The sequence below is a fragment of the Alphaproteobacteria bacterium genome (genome assembly GCA_020638555.1).
Classification (GTDB): Bacteria; Pseudomonadota; Alphaproteobacteria; order Bin95; family Bin95; genus JACKII01.
The window spans coordinates 14,956-40,489 of sequence record JACKII010000008.1; the positions used below are offsets into that span (position 1 = coordinate 14,956).

General features: G+C 62.1%; 14 protein-coding genes and 1 pseudogene. 7 read left to right on the forward strand and 8 right to left on the reverse strand.

Annotated elements, in window-relative coordinates:
• Positions 1 to 25: 25 nt before the first annotated feature.
• Together H6844_20175 and H6844_20180 are read right to left on the reverse strand one after the other, a co-directional pair.
• Positions 26 to 3,649 carry a FecR domain-containing protein gene (locus H6844_20175; protein MCB9931720.1) on the reverse strand — a complete coding sequence of 1,208 codons (3,624 nt, stop codon included), beginning with the start codon at positions 3,647 to 3,649 and terminating at the stop codon, positions 26 to 28.
• Between the two features lie 387 nt (positions 3,650 to 4,036).
• Positions 4,037 to 4,174 (reverse strand): annotated as a pseudogene (locus H6844_20180) (IS3 family transposase).
• A 104-nt stretch (positions 4,175 to 4,278) separates the two neighbouring features.
• On the opposite strand from H6844_20180, the gene H6844_20185 reads away from it, so the two are divergent.
• The 4 genes from H6844_20185 (at position 4,279) to H6844_20200 (ending at position 10,679) form a co-directional block, all read left to right on the forward strand.
• Positions 4,279 to 6,339, forward strand: coding sequence for a hypothetical protein (locus H6844_20185; GenBank protein ID MCB9931721.1), 2,061 nt, complete (start codon positions 4,279 to 4,281; stop codon positions 6,337 to 6,339).
• 36 nt (positions 6,340 to 6,375) lie between these two features.
• A complete protein-coding gene (locus H6844_20190; protein MCB9931722.1) occupies positions 6,376 to 8,385 on the forward strand; it encodes a S8 family serine peptidase in 2,010 nt (669 codons plus the stop codon).
• Between the two features lie 163 nt (positions 8,386 to 8,548).
• Positions 8,549 to 10,315: a hypothetical protein gene (locus H6844_20195; protein MCB9931723.1), complete on the forward strand. Its 1,767-nt coding sequence runs from the start codon at positions 8,549 to 8,551 to the stop codon at positions 10,313 to 10,315.
• Entirely contained in the window at positions 10,299 to 10,679 is a 381-nt protein-coding gene (locus tag H6844_20200; protein ID MCB9931724.1) for a hypothetical protein, read from the forward strand. Before H6844_20195 ends, H6844_20200 begins: the two co-directional genes overlap by 17 nt.
• 80 nt (positions 10,680 to 10,759) lie before the next feature.
• On the opposite strand, the gene H6844_20205 is transcribed toward H6844_20200, so the two are convergent.
• Positions 10,760 to 12,787 (reverse strand): hypothetical protein, encoded by a 2,028-nt coding sequence (locus H6844_20205; protein ID MCB9931725.1) that lies wholly within the window; start codon positions 12,785 to 12,787, stop codon positions 10,760 to 10,762.
• A 292-nt stretch (positions 12,788 to 13,079) separates the two neighbouring features.
• Here H6844_20205 and H6844_20210 point away from each other — a divergent pair, with 292 nt between their 5' ends.
• From H6844_20210 to H6844_20220, 3 genes are read left to right on the forward strand one after another with little or no spacing between them, the layout of a single operon-like run.
• Positions 13,080 to 13,499: a transposase gene (locus tag H6844_20210; protein MCB9931726.1), complete on the forward strand. Its 420-nt coding sequence runs from the start codon at positions 13,080 to 13,082 to the stop codon at positions 13,497 to 13,499.
• Positions 13,388 to 13,849, forward strand: a complete 462-nt coding sequence (gene tnpB, locus H6844_20215) for an IS66 family insertion sequence element accessory protein TnpB (protein ID MCB9931727.1) — start codon at positions 13,388 to 13,390, stop codon at positions 13,847 to 13,849. The genes H6844_20210 and tnpB overlap by 112 nt, the downstream gene beginning before the upstream one ends.
• Positions 13,850 to 13,904: 55 nt before the next feature.
• Complete coding sequence (locus H6844_20220; protein MCB9931728.1) at positions 13,905 to 15,491, forward strand: IS66 family transposase; 1,587 nt, start codon at positions 13,905 to 13,907, stop codon at positions 15,489 to 15,491.
• A 217-nt stretch (positions 15,492 to 15,708) separates the two neighbouring features.
• On the opposite strand, the gene H6844_20225 is transcribed toward H6844_20220, so the two are convergent.
• The 5 genes from H6844_20225 to H6844_20245 all read right to left on the reverse strand — a co-directional run bounded on the left by H6844_20225 (position 15,709) and on the right by H6844_20245 (position 25,435).
• The gene (locus tag H6844_20225; GenBank protein MCB9931729.1) at positions 15,709 to 16,842 is read right to left on the reverse strand and encodes a YcaO-like family protein; all 1,134 of its coding nucleotides are present in this window, start codon (positions 16,840 to 16,842) and stop codon (positions 15,709 to 15,711) included.
• A gap of 348 nt (positions 16,843 to 17,190) precedes the next feature.
• Complete coding sequence (locus H6844_20230; protein ID MCB9931730.1) at positions 17,191 to 20,328, reverse strand: DEAD/DEAH box helicase; 3,138 nt, start codon at positions 20,326 to 20,328, stop codon at positions 17,191 to 17,193.
• A gap of 6 nt (positions 20,329 to 20,334) precedes the next feature.
• The gene (locus H6844_20235; GenBank protein ID MCB9931731.1) at positions 20,335 to 22,374 is read right to left on the reverse strand and encodes a hypothetical protein; all 2,040 of its coding nucleotides are present in this window, start codon (positions 22,372 to 22,374) and stop codon (positions 20,335 to 20,337) included.
• On the reverse strand, positions 22,371 to 23,399 hold the full coding sequence (locus H6844_20240; GenBank protein MCB9931732.1) for an OmpA family protein: 1,029 nt from the start codon (positions 23,397 to 23,399) through the stop codon (positions 22,371 to 22,373). Before H6844_20240 ends, H6844_20235 begins: the two co-directional genes overlap by 4 nt.
• The gene (locus H6844_20245; GenBank protein ID MCB9931733.1) at positions 23,399 to 25,435 is read right to left on the reverse strand and encodes a methyl-accepting chemotaxis protein; all 2,037 of its coding nucleotides are present in this window, start codon (positions 25,433 to 25,435) and stop codon (positions 23,399 to 23,401) included. The genes H6844_20240 and H6844_20245 overlap by 1 nt, the downstream gene beginning before the upstream one ends.
• Positions 25,436 to 25,534: the final 99 nt, after the last annotated feature.

The window sequence follows — 25,534 nt, forward strand, 5'->3', positions numbered from 1 at the left end:
TCCATCAAACCATTGGATCAAAGACTCAAGGCGACGTGATGCTGCTCGCCGGCGGCGCGATCGCGCCGCGTTCCGCCCGGATTGCGCCGGCGGCGGCCATGCCGTTCAGGCCGTAGATCTGGAAGACCACGCCCATGTTCTCCGCGTGCGGTCCGGTGAAGCTGCCGACGCCGGTGCCGCCCGCCGTCTGTCCCTGGTTGAAGGTGAAGGCCAGGCCGGGATCGCCGGGCGAATGCACGCTGTTCGAGGTGAACACCGAGCCGTTCAGGTCCATGGTTCCGTTGCCGTTGCCGCTTGCGAAATCCACCGTGTGGCTGAAGGCGCCGCTGGCATAGGTGGTCGGGTTCACGAAGCCTTGAGTGACCGTCGGGCCGCGCCAGGCCGCCTCGGCCACGCCGGTATAGGTGGCGGTGCCGCTCAGCGGCATGTCGACGTTCGGCGTCGGGATGCCGGCAACGAACACGCCGGATGCCTTGCCGTTGGCCATGGCGGCGTCCTCCGCCGATGCCCAGTACCCCCAATGGAGATAGGCGCAGGTGCAAGGGTCGTCCGGAGCCGTGGCCTTGCCCGAAACCAGGAAGCCGGCATTGCTCGGATCGGTGAAGCCGGTCGAGCCGATGCCGAACAACCGGTCGTTCAGATAGGCGCTGCGGAAATTGGGCCCATCGAAATCGATCAGTGCCGAGGCAGCGCCTTGATGCAACTCGATCGTGGCCGCCACGTCGCCGGTGGTCCGGTTGATGGTCAGCGTGCCGGGGGTCGCCACCAGGCCCAACTCGATATCGTCCGTCGCGGACATGGCAAAATCTTCGGGCAGGAAGTTCCCATACATCGATCCGCTGCCGGGCTCGACATAAGCCGCCGCCAGCAACTGATTGGTTTCCATGGTCGCGGAACCGGACCCGTCGTCGAGGGTCACGCCGGAGACCGTCGACGCGCCGACATGGACATAGTCCACCGGTTGGGGATCGACGTCGACGCCGATCTCGAAGGCGTCGCCCCTGATGACGGCATACTGGCCCTCATCGAACAGGCCGAAATTCGTCGGCTGGAAGAACTGGGTCGTGCCGAAGTCCTCGTCGCGGACCTTGCCCAGCACGACTTCGCCGCCGCCGGCACTGATTTGGTCGAGGGCTTCCAGGCTCACGTCGCCGACGATGACGCCGGCCTGGAACACATAGTTGCTGTAGTTGGCGAAGTCGCCCTGGGAGACCTTGCTGGCCAGGAACAGCTTGCCGCGGGTCCGGTCGATCAGCAGCGGGGTTTGGAAGGCGCTGGCGTCCAGGCCGAAATCGATGTCCGTCACCAGGGTTCCGGCGACGTCGAACCGGCCGACCTGGGAAAACGCATGCCGGGAGAAGTGGTGCGGATCGGTGTAGAGATCATAGGCCAGCAGGTTCGGCGAGGCGGTGCCGCTGGACAGGAAATAGGGTTGGCCGGCAAGCACGGTGAACTGGCTCGCCAGATCGATCAGTTCGGGGTCCGTCTCGTTGATCAGGGAGAAGTAGGTCTGCGAGAGGAAGCCGTTGGTGGCGATCTGCGGCCCCGCCAGCCGGGTGGCAATCGCCGGCGACACGCCCAGGTTTTCCAGCTTGGCCTTGAAAGCCGTGGCGTTGTCGTACAGCGCCTCGTCTTGCGGGTTGAACGGATTGTAAATGGCCTCCGGCCCGTCGCCGGCGTCGGTCACCAGCGCCGACGCGTCTCCCTCCAGGAAGCCCGTCCCGTCGGTCAGATGGTAGAAGCCCGCGCCGTCGGTGTAGGAGCCGAACAGGTCGAAGCCCTGATAGCCGTTGATCGAGTTGGAAAAGACGAAGAGCTGACCGTTGGCATAACCGGCATTGAAGGAGTCTTGTGCGGCCAATGTCAGCGGCGCGCTGCGGATGAAGTTTCCGGCCAGGTCGAACAGATAGGCGGTCGAGCCCTTGACCCCGACCAACACGTTCTGCCGGGGATCGAAGCCGATGAAGTAACTGGCGAGGCCCGAAATATCGGCGGCGGTATAGTCCAGGGTGATCGTGGACTCCAGGGCGCCGGTGCCGCCGTTGATCACCGAAACGGTGGGGTTGGACCCGATGCCGAGCGCATAGAACTGGTTCGTCGCCGCATTATAGGACGGCATGGATTGGTCGGACGGCAAGCCGGGCAGCGACGGCAACAGTTCCGAATAGGACCCGAGCAATTGGCCGTTGCCGTCGCGGTCGGCCGAGAACAGGCCGTATTGGCTGGAGGACCCCGAGTTGGCGCTAAAGGTCACCACCTCGATATCGCCCGTGTTGGCATTGTAGTTCCAGGCGCGGGCATCGATGCTTAATGGGCGAAGTCCCTGAACAAGCGTGCCATTATTGCTCCACACGGCCGCGGTGTAGCCGGTGCTGCCGGCCTGGGAGGCATAGTAGAGACCCTGCGTCGGGTCGTAGCCGACGGAGGTGGCGTTGGTGGTGATGGGGGAGACCTGGGCGTTCGCCGTGGACAGTTGGATCGTCTCACCGACACCATTGAGGTCGGTGAACTCGCTGACGGAGAGCTGGTTGCCAAAAAAGGTGGTTTGGCGCGCCAGGCCGAGCACGCTCAGCGTGGGCAGCGGTGGCGGCGGCGGCGGGGGTGGTGGAGGTGGCTGGTCCCTGATAATTACCTGCTGCTCAATGTCGGACGCGACCTGCCGCCAGTTGCGCGAACCCGGACCGCCGGGCCGGCGGCCGGGGATACCGTTGATGCCGTTGGTTGGACCTGACCGATCACGGTACGGGAGTGAGCCTTCGGTCCGGAGTCTTCCGAGATTTCCGTCCGAGATTCCCCTCGGACCGCCACCATCGCCTTTGTGACCCGCCTTGCCCTCCAGCTTGCGCATATTTTCCTGGATCGCCTCGGACGAGACCTGCCGGGGTGTCTCGGCGCCGTTCCGGGTTATTCGGGTTTTGAAGCCTGGGCGGACCATGCGCTGAACCTGCTGGCCTCCCAGATGGATCGACAGATTGTCGCCGAACAGGAACGTGACCTCGACCCTTTCCGGGTCGATGACATTGATCAACGCGATGCCGCCGCGAATGCCCAGGCTGCCGACCGGCGTCTTGACCTCCACATCGCTTTTCTTGCTGATCCGCCCGCCGACGAAGCGCAGCAGGCCGCGCCGCAGGGTCAGGCTCATATCGCCGGATTTTTTCTCCGGGTCATAGACGAACTTGTCGATCCTCAACGAGGAATTGGGACCGATGGTCAACGCGGTTCGGTCGACCATCAGCACCTGGGTCTGTCCCCGGGAATCCGTTTCGATCAGTTCGTCATAAACGATATCCTGACCCATCACGATTTCCCGTGTGGAGATACCCGGTGGGGTGCCGGTCGCGATCAGGGTGACCGCTGCCGAAACGCCCACTCGCTCAGCCAAAGCGGACGATGCAGTGACACCGGCCAGCGAGATGACGGACGAAAGAACGACGAGAGAGGTCGTGAATGAGAACCTTTGCACCATGGTTCGTGGCCTTCTTGTTGGTCTCACGCGCGCCAAGGCAGGGCAGGCTGCGTTAATCGTCGATGGATAGCCTGCCCAGGTGCGCCGCAATGGCGGTTTCGGGCATCGTTGTCCCTGCATCGTTGCGGAGATTGCCGGTGCGCGACGGCAGTCGCACGCAACTGTGCGGTTCCCCGTCAATCTGAAGCCGATCCCGCGAGTCCGGGCCACGCAAAGCCAACGACCGAAACGGCGGATCTGGGTGAATTTCCGCCGTGCGGAGGATTTTGATCATCTGCTTACCCCCAAAACGTCAATGTCTCATCGCACCAACTGTCGGATTATCAGATCAAGCATCGTCATGGATTACCTCAAACCAAAACTGCCTCGCTATCCGCTAGTAAACGTAGTTCCTTCAACGAACCACCGCAGATTATTGACCACAATGTACCGGTCAACAGTTATGGGGCATCGGACCCGGTTCAATCGGCCAGCAATTGCTATCGGCGCGCTGGAACTCCCGCAAGGATTGACGCAAGTTTTCAATTATGAACCGCCCCGGGTTTGCCGGAGGCTGATTTGATTTGGTTACGCAGCGATGGCTTCAGTTTCCAGATCTGCGTAGAAGTTGGCCTCTGCTTCTGCTGGTGGGATGTTTCCGATCGGTTCGAACAGACGGCGGTTGTTGAACCAGTCCGCCCATTCGAGGGTCGCGTATTCCACGGCCACGAAGCTGCTCTAGCAGCCAATAAACGATCAAATAACGCTGAGATAACGGTGGGTATGCTCGGCTATCCGGGTCTTCGGCAATAGGGGGAAGGAGGCCCAAAATGCGTGCAGCAACCCAACAGATGCCCAGCCAGCCGGCCAAGACCCGACGCGAGCGGCGGAAGCGGCGGCGGCTCCTACACACAGGCGCGTATTCGGTCTCAGCCTTGGCCATGCTAATCGGCGGTTGCAGCTACACAGGACCAACGCTGACCGCGAACACAACGTATGAGCGAGATCTGCGCAACGTCGCGATGGAGTTGGACGCGCTTGCGCAGGACCTGGACGCCTTTGGCACCGTGTCGGTCTCCAGCCCCGGCCTGTTGATCGACCTTGGCGACCATGCCATTGCACCGCTGACCCTGCCGCCGGAAGAATTCCTGCAGGCTCCGTCTGTGCAAGGCTTCTCGGCGTCAAACCGGCAGCGGGAGCTGCAGCTACAGGCCTCGGCCCGCCTCAAGGCTGATCCGGCCGCTCTGCCAAACACCGACCAGAAAACCGCCGAACTGACGACGCCGCCCGATCTGCCGTCGGCCGACGGCAGCCGGGTGCAGGGAGAGTTCTCACCGCGGTTGAACCCGCCGGACCCCGCGGACCTCGCTTTAAGTCGGCGCCAGCGGATCATCCTCGGCAAGGACGATCAAGCCGCGCTGGCCGTGGCAAATCTGACGGCGGCGCCGCCCGCAGAGTTGTTCGGCGCCGACAAGATTGTCTACGCGGCGATCATGAGCGTCTCGCTACGACCCGGCCGCGAGACCTACCGCAACCATATCGCCGAGATTGAGGTATCGCCGACATTCGCGTGGAGGGATGAGGCGGACGCCAGGAACATCAAGGTGGATTCTGGACATTCGCCTCAAATATTCGGCGTCTTTCCCTCTATTGACTCCCAAGTTCTTGATTTGCGGGGGAGCGAACGGCGCATCGTCTCCCTGATCGCCCAGCTCGAGGCATCCGCACCGCAGGCCGCCGGACAATTGCACTCCGCACTCCGAAACCTGCAAGAGAATGACCGGGGAACGCTCGAAGCACGGAACACGGTCATTGGCTACAACTCGACCGGGTTCTCGGTGGGCTGGCGGTTTTCGCCCCGGTTCACGGCACAGGCAGACCCGGCCGCGCGCTCACCGAGCGCGGGCAACCAGCTGTTCGAACAAAGCTTCCCGGCACTCGTCTACTTTGTGGTCGACAAACAAGATCTCTGTGAAGAGTACGGCGGCCCCAAGCCGGCAGCAAAAGCGGCCAAGCCCTCGGATTCGAAAGACGAGGCCTATGCGTGCGCGAGCGGCATCCTCATCCGCACGACTACCCGTTGGTTGCGCGCTCCCGATCCCGCGGGGGATTCCAGTTGGGTGCCATTTTCCGGCAGTGTCAGTCGCGCCAACCAAAATCGCCTGACGGAGACGCGCGCGGTCGACTGGGCCATTCGGCTGGATCGCGCGAAGGAGCTTATTTGGGCAGCCTACAAATTCAAAACTCGGGGCGCAGAAATTCCCTACGACGCACAGGGCCATGCCCTTCGAACCCTCAGAGCCCGCTACAACTCGTTGTTAGACGGCACGATTGGCAGCGATGTCTTTCTGCCCCTTCCGAAGCCGAAGGCAAGGAAGGTGCCGGCCGGGCCGCAAATCGCGTCCGTTTCACCGGCCATAGCCTGGGCGGGCGAGGCAACCCGTGTGATCGTCTCCGGGCGGGGCTTCTTGAGAGAAAAGGGGCAGGCAGCGAAGTGCACCGGCGGCGTCCAGCAGAAGGACGGGTGGTACTGTCCGGCCGACTTCTTCCTGGGCGGGCGCCCTGTAACGGTCAAGTCGGTCTCGGACGATGGCAGGACCGCGGAACTGTCCGTTCCGAAAATGGCCAACCCGCCAGTAACCCCGATCACCATCACCATGAACAATGCGGATGTCGGTACCGCCACCCTGGCAAACGCGATTTCCTTCACGCTCAAGCCGCCCGCACCGAAGCCCGATGGCGTGAAAATTACCCGCGATGGCCTGGGCAATGTGACCTCGGTCACGGTCGAGGGCAAGCCGCCAAAAGACGTCCTGCGAGCGATCGAGCCGGCGACCCCCAAGCAGGCGAGCGCCGTAACGATCGACGTTCGCGCCGGCGCCGGCCAATAGCTTCAACCTTCAACCGGACAATGGAAAGCCAACACCATGACGACATCCAACGAAAGCCCGATGGGCTACAACACCGGCAATTTGGACGAACAGCAGATCGAGCTGCTGAAGAAGATGGACGCCGCCGCCGCGTTTGCGGCAACCCGAGCGAAGGAGACCGTCGCGACCATTGAGGCCATCAAGCGCGAGCGGAATAGCGACCCGCCGTCACCCGCCCCCGACCGCCTGAGCCAATGGGGGGCCGGCCGCCTGAGCCAATGGGGGGCTGGCCGCCTGAGCCAAAGGGGGCCCGACCGCCTGAGCCAACAGGGGTTCGACCGCCTGAGCCAACGGAGGTCCGGTCGCTTCGGCTTTTTCGGCGACCCCGGCCTGGAGTGGGGCGGCGAGGATGCACCGGCGTTCGCGGCGGTCGCCGGTGCGCTCGACGACAACGGACTGCTGATGGTCGTAATCGATGCCGATGATGCCGATGCATTGGTTACGGTCGTCAAAGACGTCCGCAAGTTGACCAAGACCAAGCTGATCGGCCGTGTCGAGATCGACAAGCTGTTCGACCTGGCCGCACGCGAGGATGTCCGTCGGATCGAAGCGAGCGCGATCGCAACGCCCTCGCTCGACAAGGCTCACCTCGCCACGGGCGTCAGAGTCGCACCCCGCAACAGCCGGAATCCGAGCCTGGAGGCACTGACAGGCAAGGGCGTGCTGGTCGGCATTGTCGACACCGGCATCGACGGCACGCACGCGGACTTCAAGCGGAATGGCGCATCCCGGATTGTCGAGTTTTGGGACCAGACGGGTTCGCCATCGCAGGAACCGACCGACGAAGATGGCCACGGCACGCACGTTGCCGGTATCGCGGCCGGAGGCGGGATCGCAGACCCGGCCTATATTGGCGTCGCACCGGACGCCGACCTTGCGGTTGTTAAGACCAGCTTCCAGACGGCCGACATCGCCGCCGGCATCGCCCACCTGTTCGAAATTGCCAAGCAGCGCAATCAGCCCTGCGTGGTCAATCTGAGCCTTGGCGGGCATTGGGGCGCGCACGATGGCTCCTCCATCACGGAGCGCGTCATCGACGAGTTGTGCGACGAGCCAGGCCGTATGGTGGTCGTCGCCGCCGGCAACGAGGGCGACCGGCGCTTGCACGCCGAAGCCCGCTTTCCGGAATTGCCGGTTGCGGCAGACGGGAGCCGGCGCTGGGTCGCCGATTTCGAATTGCTGCCGCCGGATTTGCCGGGGCAAAGCCTGTCTGAAGCCTTGCTCCAGATCTACACGCTAAAGGAAGATGAACTGGACATCGTCGTGCGCACGCCGCTGGGGGAGTACCTCAAGCCGCCACAAAGCAACACGGGGCATTTGCGTGGCGCCTACTACGCGATCGACACCTTCAGGGACATCGATCCGGTTTCGGGCGACGACCGCACGGCATTCATGATCAAGGCTCTGCCGGCCCGGCGCCTGCGCGACGGATGGAGCGTGATCATGACGGCCACCAACGGTCAAGCCAAAGTGGGCGTGGCCCATGCTTGGTTTGTGGGCAGTGGCGGCCAGTTCACCGCCGCCGCAACGCGCTCACATGCGGTCGGCATGCCCGGGACGGCCTTCTCGGCGATCACCGTCGCGTCGTATGCAACCCGCAAGTCGTGGCCGACGGACGCCGGCGAGGTCATGTTCGACAAGGTGAATCCGAAGGACGTTTCATACTTCAGCAGCCGCGGCCCGACCCGCGACCAGGATAACAAACCGGAGATCGCTGCGCCCGGCCAATGGGTCGTCTCGGCGCTGTCGGCTCAGGCGCACATGCCGGCGCAATTCGTGCTGCCCGGCGGCAAGTACACTGTGATGCAGGGCACCAGTATGGCCGCGCCACACGTCACCGGGGCGCTCGCATTGCTGTTGGAACGGGAGCCACAACTGACCTGGGCGGAGGCAAAACGCCGGCTGATCAAGACCGCATCCCAGGACGAATATACCCACGGGTGCTGGAACGCAGCATGGGGCTACGGCAAGCTAAATGTCGAGGCGCTAGTCAAGCACAACCCGTAGCCAAGTCACTCGAATTTACTTTTGGAGTGGGGTCAATATACCATCTCCCGGTGAAATCGCTGGAAGATAATCCCCCAATCCACAACCGCGGGCTTGTTTTGATTGAGCGCCACCTCTGGCCGAATGTACTGTAGCGGCGTTGGGATCGAACGGGAGCAAAGCCATGGATGATAGCAACTCCGGCAACGGCGCGGGCCACGACCAGCCAAATCCCATGGTTGGTTTCACCCACCTGTTCGGCCCCCCCGCTCCAAGCGAGCGCTATCGGGGCCTGGGCAACGAGCATGCCAATGCAGCGATGCTCAAGAAGCTCGCTAACGTTATCGGCACGAATCAAGTCAGAAGCGATAACGCAGCCGATTGGGCAAACAACAGCATACCGGCCGGGTACACCTATCTGGCCCAGCTGGTCGGCCATGACTTGGTAAATACCGCGCTTTCTTCCTATGAACTCACGGGCGTGGAGCGCCCGATCTGGAACACCCGTCCTGCGAGCCTGGGATTGGAGACCATACTGGCCCACGGCCCGAGTACCGCTCGGGGAGCATTTGGCGCCCATCCGCGATCCGAAGCGGAAGCGGGCCATGCCGCCGCCTGCTTGCGGCTGGAGCCGGCCCGGGAGGGCGCTGAGTTGACCGGTCCCTTGCGCGATTTGCCCCGAACCAAACGGCAGTCGGGTGCGAGGGATGCCGTGGCCAGCCTTTGCGTGGACCCCCGCAACGATACGAACGCGGTGCTATCACAGTTAACGGTCGCATTTTCTTTGTTTTACAATATGATATTGGCAGCGCTGGCCCGAATTGATCGGCAAGGGCAGCTTAAAATCCCGCCAGAATTTGGAACGCAGCCAACAGCAGCGTTCCAGTTCGATGAAGCGTATCGCCTCACCGTTGTGAGTACGCTCGCTCGCCACGTAGTCGCCCATGTCTATAGGCGGATCATTCGCTGCGATTTAATGAATCGGCTCTTAAACCGAAATGTATACAATTTCTATTCTTCTGAATATGATAATTTTATTGACAAATCGGCCCATACCGGGACCGTCACATACGAATTCGCCCACGCCGCTGGTCGTATTGGCCATGCAATGGTACGGCCAGAGTACAAATTCCGCCACAATCAAAATAGTATTTTTACATTGGAAGAATCATTATCGCGGTCTCCAATTCGGGGTCACTTTCATCTGCCGCTCACCAAAAATTGGTTAGTGGACTGGGGTTTATTTTTTCCTTTTACGTGCCCACTTTCAAAAGAGATCAAACCCGCAGTCAACGCCAGCGCCAAAATTCGGCCGCATGCCACATTGGTTATGTCAACCAAACTCAGTATTGAGACGACGAAAAGTGCCTATCAGCACTATTTGAACAGCTTGCTGGGTCTCGACTTCATGCGCGGCAATGTCGCCGAACTGCGATCGGTGGCCTCAATTGCCGATATTATCGTTCAGCGCGGGCCAAGTCGGATCACCGAAAACTCCAATTTACTGCGATGCGAGGAGCTGCGGAAAAGAAAGATTGGCGACTGGTTGCAGGCCGCACCAGGCGGGTCGTTACTCGACACCGACGAAGCAAATTGCATCGCGTCCGACCCGCCCTTGTTATTCTACATCCTTTTAGAGGCCGACATCGAGGCAAAGGGCGAACGCCTGGGTACGCTTGGATCGGTGGTCGTCGCCGAAACGATTTTTCGCGCTCTATCTCGCCACGAACGGATTGCAGGCAGAAATGCAGCCGCTCAGGAGCAGGCAGCAGGTGAGCTTGCAGATCAAATATTTGGCGTTGTTGGGGGCTCGGTCCCGACGACGATGCCCGACATGCTCTGCTATGTGCAGCGGGCCCTTCCTCCGTCCGAGCAGCACATTCCGCTAGTGGACATACCATCCCTATGCGGAGATTCCCAAGGGAGCATCGACGATGAACAATCGGATTAGGGTTACCGATTATGAAGCTTTCGGCAAACTCATCAAGAAATGGGTCAAGGGCCAAGAGCCGGTGCCCAAATCGTTGGACGATTTCAAGGCGCAGGCGGCGGCTCACAATGTCGGCCTGGTGGTGCCGAACAACTACAAGGGTCTGGTCGTGACCCATCGAACCGCGGACGTGGTGAACCTCGTTCTTCCGGTCGCGTCAATGGTCATCGACACGGAGGTCGAACTGGAGCAGGGAGGTGCCTACCCGCTGCCTCCGTTCTATGACGACCTCTACCAGTCCGAACCGCCGGCGATGAGCAAGCAAAAGAAGCTGGCATTGCATGCCAAGCGCATCGCTGACTACACGACCGGCCAATGCGGATAGCAAGCGGCGGGTCCCACCTCGCCATGCTATCGCACCTTTAGCGTCCGGATCATTGTACCGGCCACATTTGGAGCCGGCGCTCAGTTAGTGGGGCCGCGATCCGCGTCGATCGGTGTCGAGGCACCGGTCGGCGCGGAAAGCGAGCCGTCAGCGACAATCGGCAGGCCCGCCATCGCCAATCCGTCGCGCAGCTGCGCCCAGCGCGTTTGGTTGCGGATCGGGAAGCAGTGCAACAGCCAATCGGCGACCGCTTCCGACGTCGGGGCAACATTGGCATGCCAATTCCCCGCGGTCTGGTGAACATATTCGGCCGCAATAGCCGCCGCCGGCGCAGTCTCGCCCAGCAGCGCAAGCGCTGCCGCGCGCCATGCCGGCAGGTTCTGGATCGCGTCGTCCGCCGCCGTGGTGGCGGCAACGCAGTCCGCATACGCGCCGCACATGAAGTAGGCGGTTGCCAGATAGCCCAGATGCACTGGCGACGCCGCCGGGTTTTCCAGGAAGCGTCGGATCAACCGCATCGCTTCGGACTCTCGCCCGACGAAGGCAAGGCCAAGCGCCGACGATACCTGCGTCCAGGGATCGTTGCCGTTCAGGCTGAGTGCTGCCTCATAGCCTATCTCCGCCCGGTCAAACGCGGCTGACATCGCCAGACTCCACGCCCGGCACAGTTGCGCCCTCGAATCCAGGGGATCGAACTGCACGGCACGGTCCGACCGTTCCAGCGCGAGCGCCGTGGTATAGGGCGTTCGGCGCAACCCCGGAAAAACCAGATGGCGCGAGTTTTCCAACTGTGCCAGCGAGCTTTGGGCCCGGCCGTACATCGGTGAACCGGGCGAAATCGTTTCAAACAACTGTTCGGCACGCTGCCAGTTCGCCCCGTTGTAAGTGAAAAACAATTCCTCCCCGCGCAGCCAACGATCATAAGAATCCAGATCTAAATCTTCTTTCTGTCGGGCGCGAAATATACGATCTGAAATAATATTCAAATTCAGTGCAATAGCAATTTTGCGAACAATTCTCTGTTGAATATTAGACCAATTCGTTGTTTTGCAAGATATCGATTCCCCCCAGATCAATTCCGAACTGAAACCCTCAACCAAGTTGAACGCAATGAAAGCATCGTCCTGATCGACCGTGATCGACATGTCGAGCGTGTAGGCGGTCGGGGGCGCCTCCGATGGTTCCTGCGGGCCGGTGACGATGCGCCATTCGCGAAATTTTGAGAGGCCGGCCAGGAATTCTTGGCGCAAGCCGTTGGAGATCCGGTTTTCCCGGGCTGGCAGGCCCGGTTCAGCCTGATTGGAACAGAAAATCGTCAGCGCTATTCCCTCAGCCTCTGCCGACCGGTTCGCCGCCACCGGTTCCGCCGGCAATGCCAACAACGCATCCGGACCGCTCGGTTGGGTTTTGATTTTGATATACAGTTCCTGGGTCCGTGCCGAGGGCTCTTCATCGTACGCCTCGTCAAGCGCAGACCAGAGTTCCGAATAGGCCCGCATTGCGCCGGCACGATTGCCGAGTTTGGCGTAATTTCGCATGACCATGCGGCACGCGGATTCATTGGTCGGATCGATGTTCAAGATGACACGAGCCAACCGCAGGCACATGCGTGGGTCACTCGCTGTTTCCGGCTGTTCTAGTGCCCGCGTCAGTCGCTCCAACAACTGGTTTTGGAGGTCCTGTCTGCGAACATATATCCAATCCGATAGAATATCCTCAAATCCAAACGCGATTTCGTCAATGAAGTACCTTCGGGTCAACAGCGGTGAGGCGTCATTGGCACGCAATTGGTCGAGATCGAACAACTCATTGACATCGATGCGGCAAACGAACGGATCAAGGGCAAGATGCGTACGGCTTGTAACCAGCGGCATCAGCCCGACAGAGCCGAATTGGGCGCGCAATGCCCAAACCTCCCGCCGCAAGCTGCCTTGCGCATGCGATGGCGACGCCTCCGGCCAAAGCAGGCCGGAGATGCGCTCCCGTGTTGCACGCCAATCGGGGGAAAGGGCCAGAACAATCAATAGCGCTCGCGACTTGCGCGACGGCAAATCGACAATCTGTTTCGTTGTTTCTAACCGTGCCGAAAACCCACCGATAAGACTCATTCTTACGCTCGCGGCGACATTGCCATCACCCTGCAAGACAGCCTCCCACCATTTACTGGACGCTATCCCCAACCCAGAAAACACCATACACATTTCGTCATGCCGATGGCTCGGAAATTTTGATTTCGGCCCCACAACTCGATGGAATACTGGATTCTGTCTTGTCCGATTGTGCCTTGTCCGGTCATGCCGATGTGCGGAACCATTGGGTCGGCTGTAAGCGATGCGCACGCCCCACGTTGCTGATTGTGTGATTGAGCGGTTGAACGATCCTGATGAGAAGGATCGTGAGATGAAACGTTTCGACCAAAACGACATCGGTTTGTTAGACGACGTTCGCGACCGTGTTTCGCGAATGGAGGTTCTGGAGGGACCGACGGGCCGTCGGTCTTGGCCGGACGATGTGAAGGCACGGATCGTGGCCGAGAGTTTCGAGTCTGGAGCGCGGGTGTGCGATGTGGCGCGGCGCCATGGGCTGGCGCCCCAGCATCTCTCCACCTGGCGGGGCCTGGCGCGCAAGGGAAAGCTCGACGTCGCCATTGGGCCAGAGGATATGCCGGCTTTCTCGGCACTCGAGATTTTGGACGACGAGGCTTCGGCATGTTCGACGCCGATCGAGATCGAGGCCGACGGCATCACGATCCGTCTCGGCGCCGACACGCCGGCCGATCGGATCGCCGAGATCGCCGCCGCCTTGCGCCTCGCCCGGTGATCGTTCCCTTCCAGGCGGTCAAGATCGTGATCGCAACCAAGCCCGTGGACTTCCGCAAGGGCCATGACGGGCTTGCCGCCTATGTCGAGAAGGAACTCGGGCTGAAGGCGCATTCCGGGATCGTCGTGGTCTTTCGTGCCAAGCGCGCCGACCGGATCAAGGTCCTGGTCTGGGATGGAAACGGGCTCGTGCTGACCTACAAGCGGCTGGAGGCGGGGAAGTTCGCCTGGCCGGCGATCAAGGACGGTGTGATGCGGCTTTCGAAGGCGCAGTTCGAGGCCCTGTTCGAAGGGCTCGACTGGCGCCGGGTGCATGGCCGGCGGGTGCGCCCGCCGGTTGCGACGGAGTGATTCAGGCGGCATCTCAAAGGCCGTCGGCCGGCGATCTGGCAGTATAATCCATGGCATGTCAGCTGCCCCAAGCGATCTCGATTTGAGCGTCCTGCCGCCGGAATACCGGGCGGCTTTTGAAACGCTGCAGACACAGATTGCCGCCCTGAGCTCGGACAATTCCGCCCTGGCGGTATCGAACCGGCGTCTTGAAGCGCTGATCAAGGAATTGCGTCATGCGCTGCACGGCCGGAAATCGGAGAAGCTGACAGTAGACGAGCGTCAGCTTGCGTTCGAAGATCTGGAGACTGCGGTGGCAGAGGTCGAAACCGCGTCGGCAGCAGCCCACGCGACGCCTTCAGCGTCGCGCCCAAGACCGGCGGCTGTCAACCGCAACATCGGTAACCTGCCAGAGCATCTGCCTCGGATCGAGGAGATCATCGAGCCGGAGAGCCTCGAATGCCCCTGCGGTTGCGGGGCCATGCACCGGATCGGCGAAGACCGCACGGAGCGGCTCGACATTGTGCCGGCCCAGTTGCGCGTGATCGTGACCATCCGGCCGAAATACGCCTGCCGGATCTGCACCGACGGCGTGAGACAGGCGCCGGCGCGACCCTGGCTGATCGAAGGCGCGTTGCCCACGGAGGGCGCGATCGCCCACGTGCTGGTCTCGAAATATGCCGACCACTGTCCGCTTTATCGCCAATCCCAAATCCTGGCGCGTTCGGGCATTCAAATCGACCGCTCAACGCTGGCAGGATGGGTCGGCAAGGCAGCCTTCCACCTCGGCCCTGTCGTCGATCGTCTGGCCGAGCACCTGAAACGGTCGACCAAACTCTTTATGGACGAGACCACGGCGCCGGTCTTGGACCCAGGCAAGGGCAGAACCAAGACCGGATATTTTTGGACGCTGGCCCGCGACGATCGCCGCTGGGGCGGCCCGGACCCACCGGGCGTCGTCTACTTCTACGCACCCGGCCGCGGCGGCGGACATGCCGAGACCTTCCTGGACGGCTTCGACGGCATTCTCCAGATCGACGGCTATGCCGGCTACAACCGGCTCACTCGACTGTCGCGCAAGGGCGGCACTCCGCTCACTGTCGCCCACTGCTGGGCGCATGCGCGGCGCAAGCTCCGCGAGGTCTTCGAACGCGACGGCTCGGCCATCGCCCGCGAAGGGCTCGAGCGCATCGCCGGGTTCTACGAGATCGAAGACGAGATCCGCGGCACCGATGCCGGCCACCGCCTGGCCGTCCGTCAAGCACGAACGGCGCACCTGGTCGCCAACTTCCGGGAATGGCTGAACGCTGCCCGCGCGCGGGTGTCTGCAAAATCGCGCCTGGGTGAAAAGCTCGGCTACATCCACCGCCATTGGGACGGGCTGCAGACCTTCCTGACCGACGGCCGCGTCGAGATCGACTCCAATGCCGTCGAGAACCTTGTGCGCCCGATTGCCCTCAACAGAAAGAACGCACTCTTCGCCGGCCACGACGAGGGCGCCAAGGCCTGGGGCCGGATTGCCTCCCTGATCGAAACGGCAAAGATCAACGGTGTCGAACCGTTCGCCTATCTGAAAGGGACACTCGAAGCCATCGCGGGCGGCCACCCCAACGACCGCCTCGACGAGCTCTTGCCCTGGAATTGGACACCTACGTCAAGCTGATTGCTACGTGGGCGCACGCATCGCTTACGGTCGGCTCAGTTCCGTGATCGAAGCTCGCGATCGCTGTATTGCCGCTCGGAGAGCGTGCGTCGTCGCGGCGCTTCCATGGAGGACCTGGCCCATCACTCGTCCTTCATGTGCGGGCACAACAACAGACCATCACACTCCGGGACTAAATATCTAGGTCACCGCAATCCGTCTCCAGGCACAACGACAATCAATAGAGCGGCACATTGTGCCCGACGATTGCGTCGAAATGTGCGGATTGTTGGACGTTACGCAATCGCGCCGAAACATGCTGATAGGATGGAGACTGCAACTTGGGACAGATCGCCTTTGCAACAACGAATGGTGAATCGGCAACGCTCAGATCGAACAATGCCGGTTCCAGACCGTCTTGGGCGAGCCGAGACGCCAGGGCCCGAACTTGGTCGCCGGCCGCCCTCGTGCTCGCCGGCTCGCCATCCCCGCGCCGGGCGGCCGCATCCGAAATCGGCAACATCGCGCGGGTGATGAGCCGAGCCCGCCGGAGTTGGCGCCGATCACCGTCTGACAGTCCCTGTTCGCCACTGTGTTCACGCTTCAGCGCTGCCAGTCTTAGGCCGACTTCCATCTGACACATTTCGCGGAAGGCAGCGCACGCCGCAGAGAACGCGTCAGGTCGCGCCGCGATTCCAGACGCAAAGCGCAAACCATTGGGCGCAAAAGACACTGCTGCGACTGTCGCGACACCGAAATCCTCCGAAAGCAGCAACAACAGATCTTCTCGCGCCTCGCCATCGGCCCGAAGCCTGTTGCGGAAGTCGCGGAACCGAGCACGACTCGGACCCTGCAGTTGCAAGACATCTGCGGGCCGCCCACCGCGCCACCAAAGCATGGCGGCATCCCTCTCAATGAGTTCCAATAGCGCGGAGAAGCTGGCGTCTTCCAGATCAATGTGCGCGGCGCAACCATTGGAATCCCCAAAATCTACTGTTCGTCCGTCTGTATCTGCAGCGACAGCACAGCCGCCCAGCACTAGCGGAGGCCGTGAATGCCGGCTCGCCAGGGCACGAGCGATCGCCTCAGCCAACTCTCCATTCAAGCGGGTCAGCGCTCCTGAGAAGGTTTCGCCCGTTCCTGTGAGGCTTATCTTGCGTCCGTCGACCGTGGCGACGCCGCCAATAAAATGCAGTCCCGGGGCTTCTGGCGGCACGATCGCGATTAACAGGTCCAAGCGGGCACTGTGTCGGACAAGCGCATCGACTGTCGACGACACCATATCGGTGTGATGTTCGTCTTTAGCGCAATCCTCAAGGACAGTTTTTAGCTGCTGCCTGATCTCGTCGGCCTCCAAGATGAACTTGAACATTAGCGCTTGCCCTTCGCGCTTGTATTGGTTGTCGCCTCATCCACCTATTCTTGGATGCTGTTACTGGAGTTGAGGCGCCCCATCCGAGAACTCCAGGTGATTGGTTAGAATATAGCCGACACTTGGTCCATCCGCATAATGGTGCGGCGCGCCCTTGGCGCCAGCCCGCTCAGCTCGGCGACGATGGCGGCCAAGGCGGCGTGCGATCTCCGCTTTCGGCAATCCCATCTCCATCAGACCGCGCAGGCGGCAGCCTTCCTCAAGGCTGAGGTGATTGTATCTCGTTCCCATGGCGCTCCCGGACATAGCCGGTGTCGCACCATGGCCCCCTGCCGCCCGGCTATTGCCCTACGCGTAGCGGAAGCCACCGTTGGGACTGGGCTCCGGCAGCGGCGATCCATCTCGCTCGAATGTATTGAGAATGGCGCTTTCGACCGGATCACCGGTTGCGGAGGAGCCCGCTTCCTCCTCCAGCATCTTCTGCAACTGTTCTGCATCGTCGCCGGTATCGCCCATCGGCCAGAGCGCCGACGAGGCCAGCTTCCGCTTGCGGGTCATCAGGCTATGCAGCAGGCAGTCGAAGGAATGCTCCCGGAATTCTCCATGGATGGCCATCGGGATGTGGATTGTCACCGGATGTATCTGGCCAATGCGATGGACACGGTCATTGCACTGCTCCTCCACGGCCGGGTTCCACCAACGCGAGAGATGGACGACATGGGTGGCGGCCGTCAGCGTCAGCCCCGTGCCCGCAGCCTTCGGTCCCAATACCAGGACATCGAAGCCCTGATCGTGCTCCAGATGCTGCTGGAAGCGGTTGACGATGTCCTGGCGCTTGTGGATCGGTGTGGAGCCGTTGATCAGATCGACATGCCGCAAGCCATAGCGGGCTTTCAGCAGTTCGATGAACCGGTATTGCATCTGAATGTGCTCGATAAAGACGAGCACGCGCTCGTCGCGGACACGGATGGCGTCCAGGATCTCGAAGCAGGCCGTGAGCCGGCCGGACAGACTGATGAACGCCTCGGGCTCGTCGTTGGCGGTCACGGCCGGATGCACAGAGACGGAGCGGATGTGATGCAGCATTTTCAGCGCCGCTCCCCTGGTCCCCGACGCCAACTTCTCCCGCGCCATTTCGTAGGCTGCCGCCTGCCGGTCCGGCATGAGGCGCGGATACAGCACGCGGTCCTTGGCGGGCAGGTCCCGGGCGACGTCTTCCTTGAGCCGACGCATGGCCATGGGCGGCAGCGCCTCGTTTGGCTCGAAGACGACCCGGTAAAGCGATTGCAGGTCCTCTTCATTGGGCGTGTTGAAGCGCTGGCGAAATTCGGACAGCGGAAGAATCCGTCCGGGCTCCAGTTGCTCCAGGATCGCCCAGAGGTCGGTGGTTGAGTTCTCGATCGGGGTTCCGGTCAGGCCGATCCGAAAGTCCGCATGCATCGCCATCCCCGCGAGCGCCCTGAGGGAGCCGGGGTTCTTGAGGGCCTGGATTTCGTCAAAGACCAGCGCCGAAAACCGAATGGACCCCAGCGAGTGCTGATAGTTGGTCAGGGTGGTGTAGGTGGTCAGCACCCAATATTGGTGTCCACGGCCCTTCGCCACCGCCTCGCGCAGAAAGCCGAGGTCGAGATGCTCCTCTCCGTCCAGCGTGTCGGGGCCGTTGGCGCCCCGCCGTCGGTATGTTGCAATGCCGCTGCCATAGAGGCGCACCAGGTGGCCGAGCCCGCCCGAAGCCAGATGGCGGTCCACCTCCTGCTCCCAGTTCTCCAGCAGCGAGGTGGGGGCAACGACCAGGATCGGCCCTTTTTCCTGCGCTCCCTCGGCGGCCATTTGGGCCTTCAGCCATGCGAGGAAGGCGATGGTTTGCAGGGTCTTGCCCAGCCCTTGTTCGTCGGCGTTCAGGACGCCGGGAAGGCCGGCCGCCCAGGCCTCGACCTGCCAGTGGAAGCTCTCGACCTGATGGTCTTTCAGCGGCGTCTCGACATTCACCGGAACGACGACGGGAACCAGCGCCTGGCGTGGCTTCACCTTTGCCTGCCACTGCACCTGCTCCAGGTTGTTCTTGGGGTCGAGGATCACGCGACCCTTCGGGGCTGGCTCTTCGGGAGGTTCCGGGGGCTCGGGCGGGTCATCCGGTCCGGTGCCGGTTTCCGCCACGAGGGTCTGGATCTGGCGGCGAATGGCGCGTTCGGTGGTGGGGGTGGCCGCGATATGCTCGCCGTCGTACTCGACGCTCTGCTCGTTTCGGCTGATCGCCTGCTGGATCTTCTCCTCGATGTGCTCCAGCTCTGCGACCGGCAGCGCTCGGATCATCTGCGCTATCGTTTCCCCGAACACCTCGGGCAGCCAGGTGGTGCCGCTGCCTTCCTCGATGACGATGGGGGAGCCCGTGTAGATCGTCTTGCCGGTAACCCGCGCGGAATACTCCTTGGTCTCGACGAAGGCCGGAACGGCGGCCTGTTCAACCAGCTCTTCCTGCTGGGCCGCGGTCAGGTTCTCCAACAGCCCGCGCTCGCGCAGATCCTGTTCGATCGCCGCCGTGATTTTCTGGCGGGGGTTCTGGATAAAGGCCCGGCGTTCCTGTGGCGGTGCGTGCTGCATTTCCGCCATAACCCGAAGGGCGGGGGCTGCGGCCCGATCGATGACGAGATAACGCCCGCCTCCGACCCGATAGGCCGAAAGCGCGCCGCGGTCGCGCACGCGGGCCTGAAATGCCTGCAAGGGTTGGCCTGCCAGTTCCGCCATCGCAGCCACGACCGCGCCGCTGTCCTCCCCAACGTCTTCGTCTTCCAGCGTCTTGCGCGAGAACGGGATGACGTCGAAATTGGGATCGTCATCGCTGCCGGTCGGTTGGAGTGAAAAGCTGTCGGCCAGTTGGACGTGGAGTCCGCGCAGGAAGTCGGTCATCTCCAGGTGCGCACTGGCAGTGGCCGTGCCCTGGTGGAAGCCCGGCTCCAGCGCCTGACGGAACCGCGCCAGGGCTTCCCAATGGGCGTGCAGGTCGGAGCCGGGCTCGAAGCCTTCCGCCAGCCGCACCGCGTCCAGGAGCCAGCGGGGCAGCCGGCGTTCGCCGGCGGACGTCTTCAGGATCGAGCCGATGCGGCGCACCACCTGCTTTTCGCCGAGCCTCAGCCACTGGTGGCGCAATCGAAACTGCGCCTGCCCCGGAACGCCCTCGACATCGGTCTGAAAAATCAGGTCCACCAGAGGTGGCAGGCCCAGGGTCGCGGCCGTCTGGCTGTCCAGGTCGGCGACGACATCGTGGCTCATTCGGATGCGCTGGGCGTCGATCTCAAGTCCGTCGGCATGGCTCTCTGCTGCCGACCTCAGGTCGGCGAGCGCAAATAGCAGATTTCGGTCTTGCGCCGACAGACGGTCGATATCCAGCGTCACGGGCCGGGCCAGGAGCCGTTTCAGGAAACCGCCGGAGTGCTGATGCACCGAGAGGGTTACCCCCCGGTCGTCATAGGCGAAATCGAATGACATCGGGGCCTAGTTCCCGTGGATGAGTTCGAGAAGTTCGATGCCTTGGCTCCGGAGCCTTTGCCCCAAGTGTTCCACGGCGTTTTTTTCGCTGGAGGTCAGCATGCGTCGGTGGCCAAGGGCGTCGAGCGCGGACGACACTTTCGGAGAGATCAGGCGATATTGCTTTGCCAGATGCTCGAGTTCTTGAGCCTTTCGGTGCCACAAGGCCAACTCGGCCTCGGAGAGGTCGCGATTGAATATCGGCCCGACAAAGGCCTTGAGGCTGACGAATTCATCATCGCGGTTTCGATTGCGATCAATGGCCCGGGCAATATTCGCCCGTTCGGACGGGTTGACCCACGCTTGGGCCCGGACCTTTTCCAGTGCGTCGCGAACCGCGCCAGCCCTGTCACCGTTGAGGATCATGCGCCGCCAAAGGTCTTTGGCTTCTTCGTTGATGGCTCGGGCCGAAAACGGCGGCGGCGCAGTCCAGTCCGCCGCCTGCCTGGGCTGCGCGCCGGGTGCGGGTGGCGTGTTGGTTCCCCGTTGCTCCGGCGGTCGGGGCGGACGGTTGTGATCGCCGGTACTGGGCGCGCGCGTGCGCGAGAGGATGTCTCCCCGGGGTTCATTCTGTCGGGATAGGGTTCCCGGAAGGGATGGTTGGGGGGAAGGGGCGCTAGCGCCCCTGGCCCGGGCATTTTGCGGCACACGCCGGCGCGGTGGCCTGCCGGACATCGGCGTCCTGGAGTTGATGGATTCCCGGACCCATTCGGACCACACCCGGATCGAGTTGTGGGGTCTCGACCAGGGCGACAGGAGCCTGACATCGGCGTCGCAGTCATAGGACGGCTGAAACAATTGCGGCGCGGCGGGATCGTCGCTGTTGAAGATGTGGGTCCGGTAGTTGTGGCAGCCATCGACGACGATTTTGCTGCCGATCTTCATGAGCAGGATCGAGGTGTCGGAGCGCGCGCCACCCGCGGTCTGCCGCGCAAACCGCCCAGAATACATCATCGCGCCATTGCGGATTAACTGGTTGCGAGCGTGTCGCTCGGCGCTGGGGCAGAAGGCGACCCAGGCCTGCTCGATCAACCCTTCGTCATACAAGAGGAGCCAAAAATCCCTGCGGGGCGGAAATTGGTGATTTTTTTGAGTCGCATCCACCACCGACAGGAAAAATCGCAGGTCCTCGCGGGTCAGCCAGCGGAAGATCACGGCCATGTGATCCTCCCGCACCCCAAGCCACAGGGAGCGGTTGGTGCGCGGATCGCTGAACTGGCCGATCATCCGCTCGGTGATCGACCCGCGGAACGCATCGGTCGGTTGCCGCTTCAGCCAGTGGCCGAGCACGGCCTCGATGACCTGGGTCGAGCCCGACTGTTTGCGTGTGCCCGGCTTCGGATGAAGCCAGGCGAACAGATGGTTCAGCCCTTGCTCCGTGTTCAGGTGGGGGCGCAAGCGCCCGACAAAGGTCTCGTGGACATGATCCATCAGGCCCGTTGCGTGCGGGTCGGCAAAGCCCTGGTCCCGCAATTGTTGCCATGGGCTCTCCATGCCCAGCATTGCCTCGGCGATGGCGGCGTGGGCGGTCCGGCCGTCGAACAGCGAGGGATAGTGCCGTACCATTGCCTGCCATCTGGCATTGAGCAGATGCAACTGGGCGCCAATCCTTTGTCCAAGCGCCAGGCTATGGCGCGCGCCGGGTTGATAGCTTGCGATGTAGATTGAGACCATCGCATTGAAAAAGCTGGCATGGGTGGTGACGGCCAACTCGTTATAAGCGAAATACAGGATATCGGTCACATCTGGCCGGCCCCGGAAATTGGGGTTGAACGCTACCCTGAGTGCCCGGAGGACGAAGGACAGTTTCACGTCGCGCCAGTCATCGCGCTCCAACAATTCCCGCATTTCCGCAATGATCCGCTCATGATCGCGTTCCGGCGGGTCGGGCACCACATCGGGCCAGCGGGTGTGCACGCGGTTCGCGGCGGCTGCGAGCCGCGTGAGGTCGGGTGGGGGCGCCGATGGCAAATGGCGAACCGCCTTGAGGGCATCGTCAAGGCTCACGGGCCGGCCCGCACTTTCTCCACGACGAGCCGCAGCCCATCCCGGATCTGCTGCTGAATTTGCTCCACCTGCTCGCGGTCACGGGGAGTGTACATGATCAGACGCAGGTCGATGCGCCGGTTCTCGGCGCGTCCCGCCGCCAAAATGTTGGATGCGATCGGCCGCATCTCGCCATAGCCTGCCACCGAGATCACCGGTTGGCCTCGCATGTTGTGGAACGACAGCAGGTCCGGTTGGCCCGCCAACATGGTCAAGAAGGCATTGTTGGCGCGGTCCGTCGACAGCCCGATATTGAACTCGTTCGTGCCGATCGAATCGGTATGGCCCTCGATCTGCACCGCCTCGATGACGATACCATGAGGGTTGCAGGCCGCGTAGTTCACCTGCCGCTGGTTGACCGTGAAGCAGGCGATGGCCTCCGTAATCAATTCGCCCAGCCGGTGGATGACCGCCTTCTTCTCCGGCAACAGGGTGCGCGAGCCGCTGGCGAACAGGCCCTCGCCGGTGAAGCGAAGGGCATCGTTTTCCGGGCTGATCTCGACCAGAATGTTGTCGCGGAATTCGATCTTCAGCGCCTTCTCGATCTGTTGCAGGATTTCAGCCCGCCGCGCCTGGGCCGTGATAATGTATTGCTCCAGCGGGTTCTGTTCCTCCAGTTGCCGCCGCAATTCCCGGATTTCGGCGAGCAAAGCGGCGATGCGGACATCCTTCTCGCGGATTTGGTCTTGCAGTCTGACATTGCGCTCGTTCAGGGCGGCGATGTGCGAGTGCAGCGATAGGACCTCCTGCCGCAAGCGCGTGAGTTCGGCTACCAGCCCATCTCGCTCGGCCTCCAGTGTTTTGTATCGCTGGCGCAAAGCTTCGTGCTCGGGACGTGGCACCGTATCGGTGTCGGTGAAACGCACGGCGAAAAACGCCAGCAGGATCATCAAAATGAAGAGGAAGGACACCGTCATGTCCGTCATCGGGACGAAGACGGACTCTTCCTCTTCCTGGTCTCGACTGGTGCGACGCAGATGGCGCATCAGCGACGGGCCCGGGATTGCGGTACAAAGGTTTCGGCCTGCTCGACGATTTCGCGCAGTTTGTCGAGTGCCGGTGTCAGCGTATCCTGCAATTTGCCAACATGGTCGCGCAGCGCGTGCAGCGATCCGCTCACCTGCCGTTCATACTGTTCAAAGGCCTTGCCCAGCTTTTCATCGAGGTCGTCCAGGCGTTCGCCCTGGCCCCGCAACCCCTCCGTCAACTGCTGAACGCCGGCAAGGGCATGCTGGATCGCCTGCCGCTTGTCGGAGAGGATGGCGCTCGCGCTTTCAAGCGCGTCATGCGCTGACCGCATGGTGCTTGCCATGCTCTCCGCCGTTTGACGGGTGCTGGTCTCAAGCCTTTGCACCGCGCCGCCGAGCCCCTCGACCGACGTGCGAATGGGCGCCGCGGCAGAGGCCATGTCCTGGCTGGCATTGCGGAAGGTGTTGGCCGCGACAACCGTGGAATCGGCTCCCGTCTTGATGCCGTCGGCCAGGCGGCGGAATTCCGTGACACCGCCCGACAATTCCCGGTTGAGCGTCTCGAATTTCGCCCCGATGCCGTCCAGCGGCGTCAGCAGGTCCTTCGCGAGCCTTTCCGCCATGTCGTTCGACGCAGCCGTGATCCGCTCGGCGGTCGCGCCGAAGGTTCCAAGCACCTGCTCGCCGGCCGCCGCAACCGCACCGCTGGCGGCATCGCCGGATGTTTTCATCTGGTCTTCGACGTGACGAGCGCCCGCCTCGGCCGCGTTGGCGACCTCGCTGCGGAACGCCTCCGCGGCGCCGCGCATTTCGGTGGCCGCCTCTTTAACGGCATCCGCCCCCCGGGCTGTGTTGTCCCGGATGTCCTCCAGGGTGGAGGTCATGGAGGCGATCAGCTTGTCGGCGCCCTGCTGGAACACTTCGCCGGTTCTGGCGGCGCTGGTCTCGGTGTTCGTGCGGATGTTGTCCAGGGTTGTCGCCAGCGACGCTATCGAAGCCAGCAGTTGCTGGTTCATGCTGTCCGAACTTTGATCCATGCGCGCTGCCAGTTCCCCGATCTTTATTCCCGCTCCCTCGATGCTGGTGCTGGCATTCGCCAGGGCGGTGGCAACGTCGGTGGAGAATTTGTTGGCGAGATCGCTCGCCATCGTACTGACGCCTTCGGTGCCGGCGTTGGTGACCCTTTCGACCATCGGCTGCAAGGCATTCGCGACCGAGGTGGCAATGGTCTTGGGCAGTTCCTCGCGCAGCGGCCGGCCCAATTCGGCGACCAGTTCCATGCCGATCGAGCGGAAATGCTCTTTCTGCTCTTGGGTTGCCCTCAACTGATCGACGGCAATGTCCTCGGCGGAGATGAATTGCAGCAGGAACTCGACCCGCGAACAGAGCGTGTGTATCTGCTGTTCGACCCAGCCGAGGCCGATCCGCAGCACGATGGTGAAGACGATGGAACAGAACAACCCGGTCAGAGACATGATGAATTTGGCGGATGCGGTCGTCAGCAGGTTGTCCAGGCTGCGCCGCAGGTCGTCCGGGTCGCCGCTGCCGACATCCATCACGCTCAGGGCGGCGATGAGGCCGAGAAAGGTCAGGAACAGGCCGCCGGTGACAAACAGGCCCGGCACGATCCGCCAGAACCCGGGGCCGTATCCAAGATCTTCCTGGTTGAAGAAGGTGGAGGGACGCACCGAGTTCCTTAAGTGTTGGGCCTCGCCCTCGCCATAGGGCACAAGGGTTTCCCGATATTCCTGCCAGGCGGCGACAAGGGTGCGGTGCTGTTTCTGGTGTTTGCGCGCGTCGATTTGCGGATCGATATCGATCACGCCTGCCGTGAACGACTGCGGGGTCGCGTAGCTATCGATAATTCCGATCAGCCATCGCAACGCCCTGATCCGATGGTGAATTTGCCAAAGGTAGCGGCCGGTGCAAACCAACAAGACGAGGACAAGGAGGAAGGCAATAAGTCCAGGAAAGTATTCTTGCGTGAGTTGCCCCGCAACGCCCAAAATCGCGTCCCGAACGCCGACACCCAAATTGATCAGAAATGACATCATGTATTGGGGCGCCCCCTCTCGCCCATCCTCGACGCGAGCGGCTTTCTGCCCGCCGCCAGCATATCCGCGCTGAACCCCGTCGATAAGTCGGAACCAAAA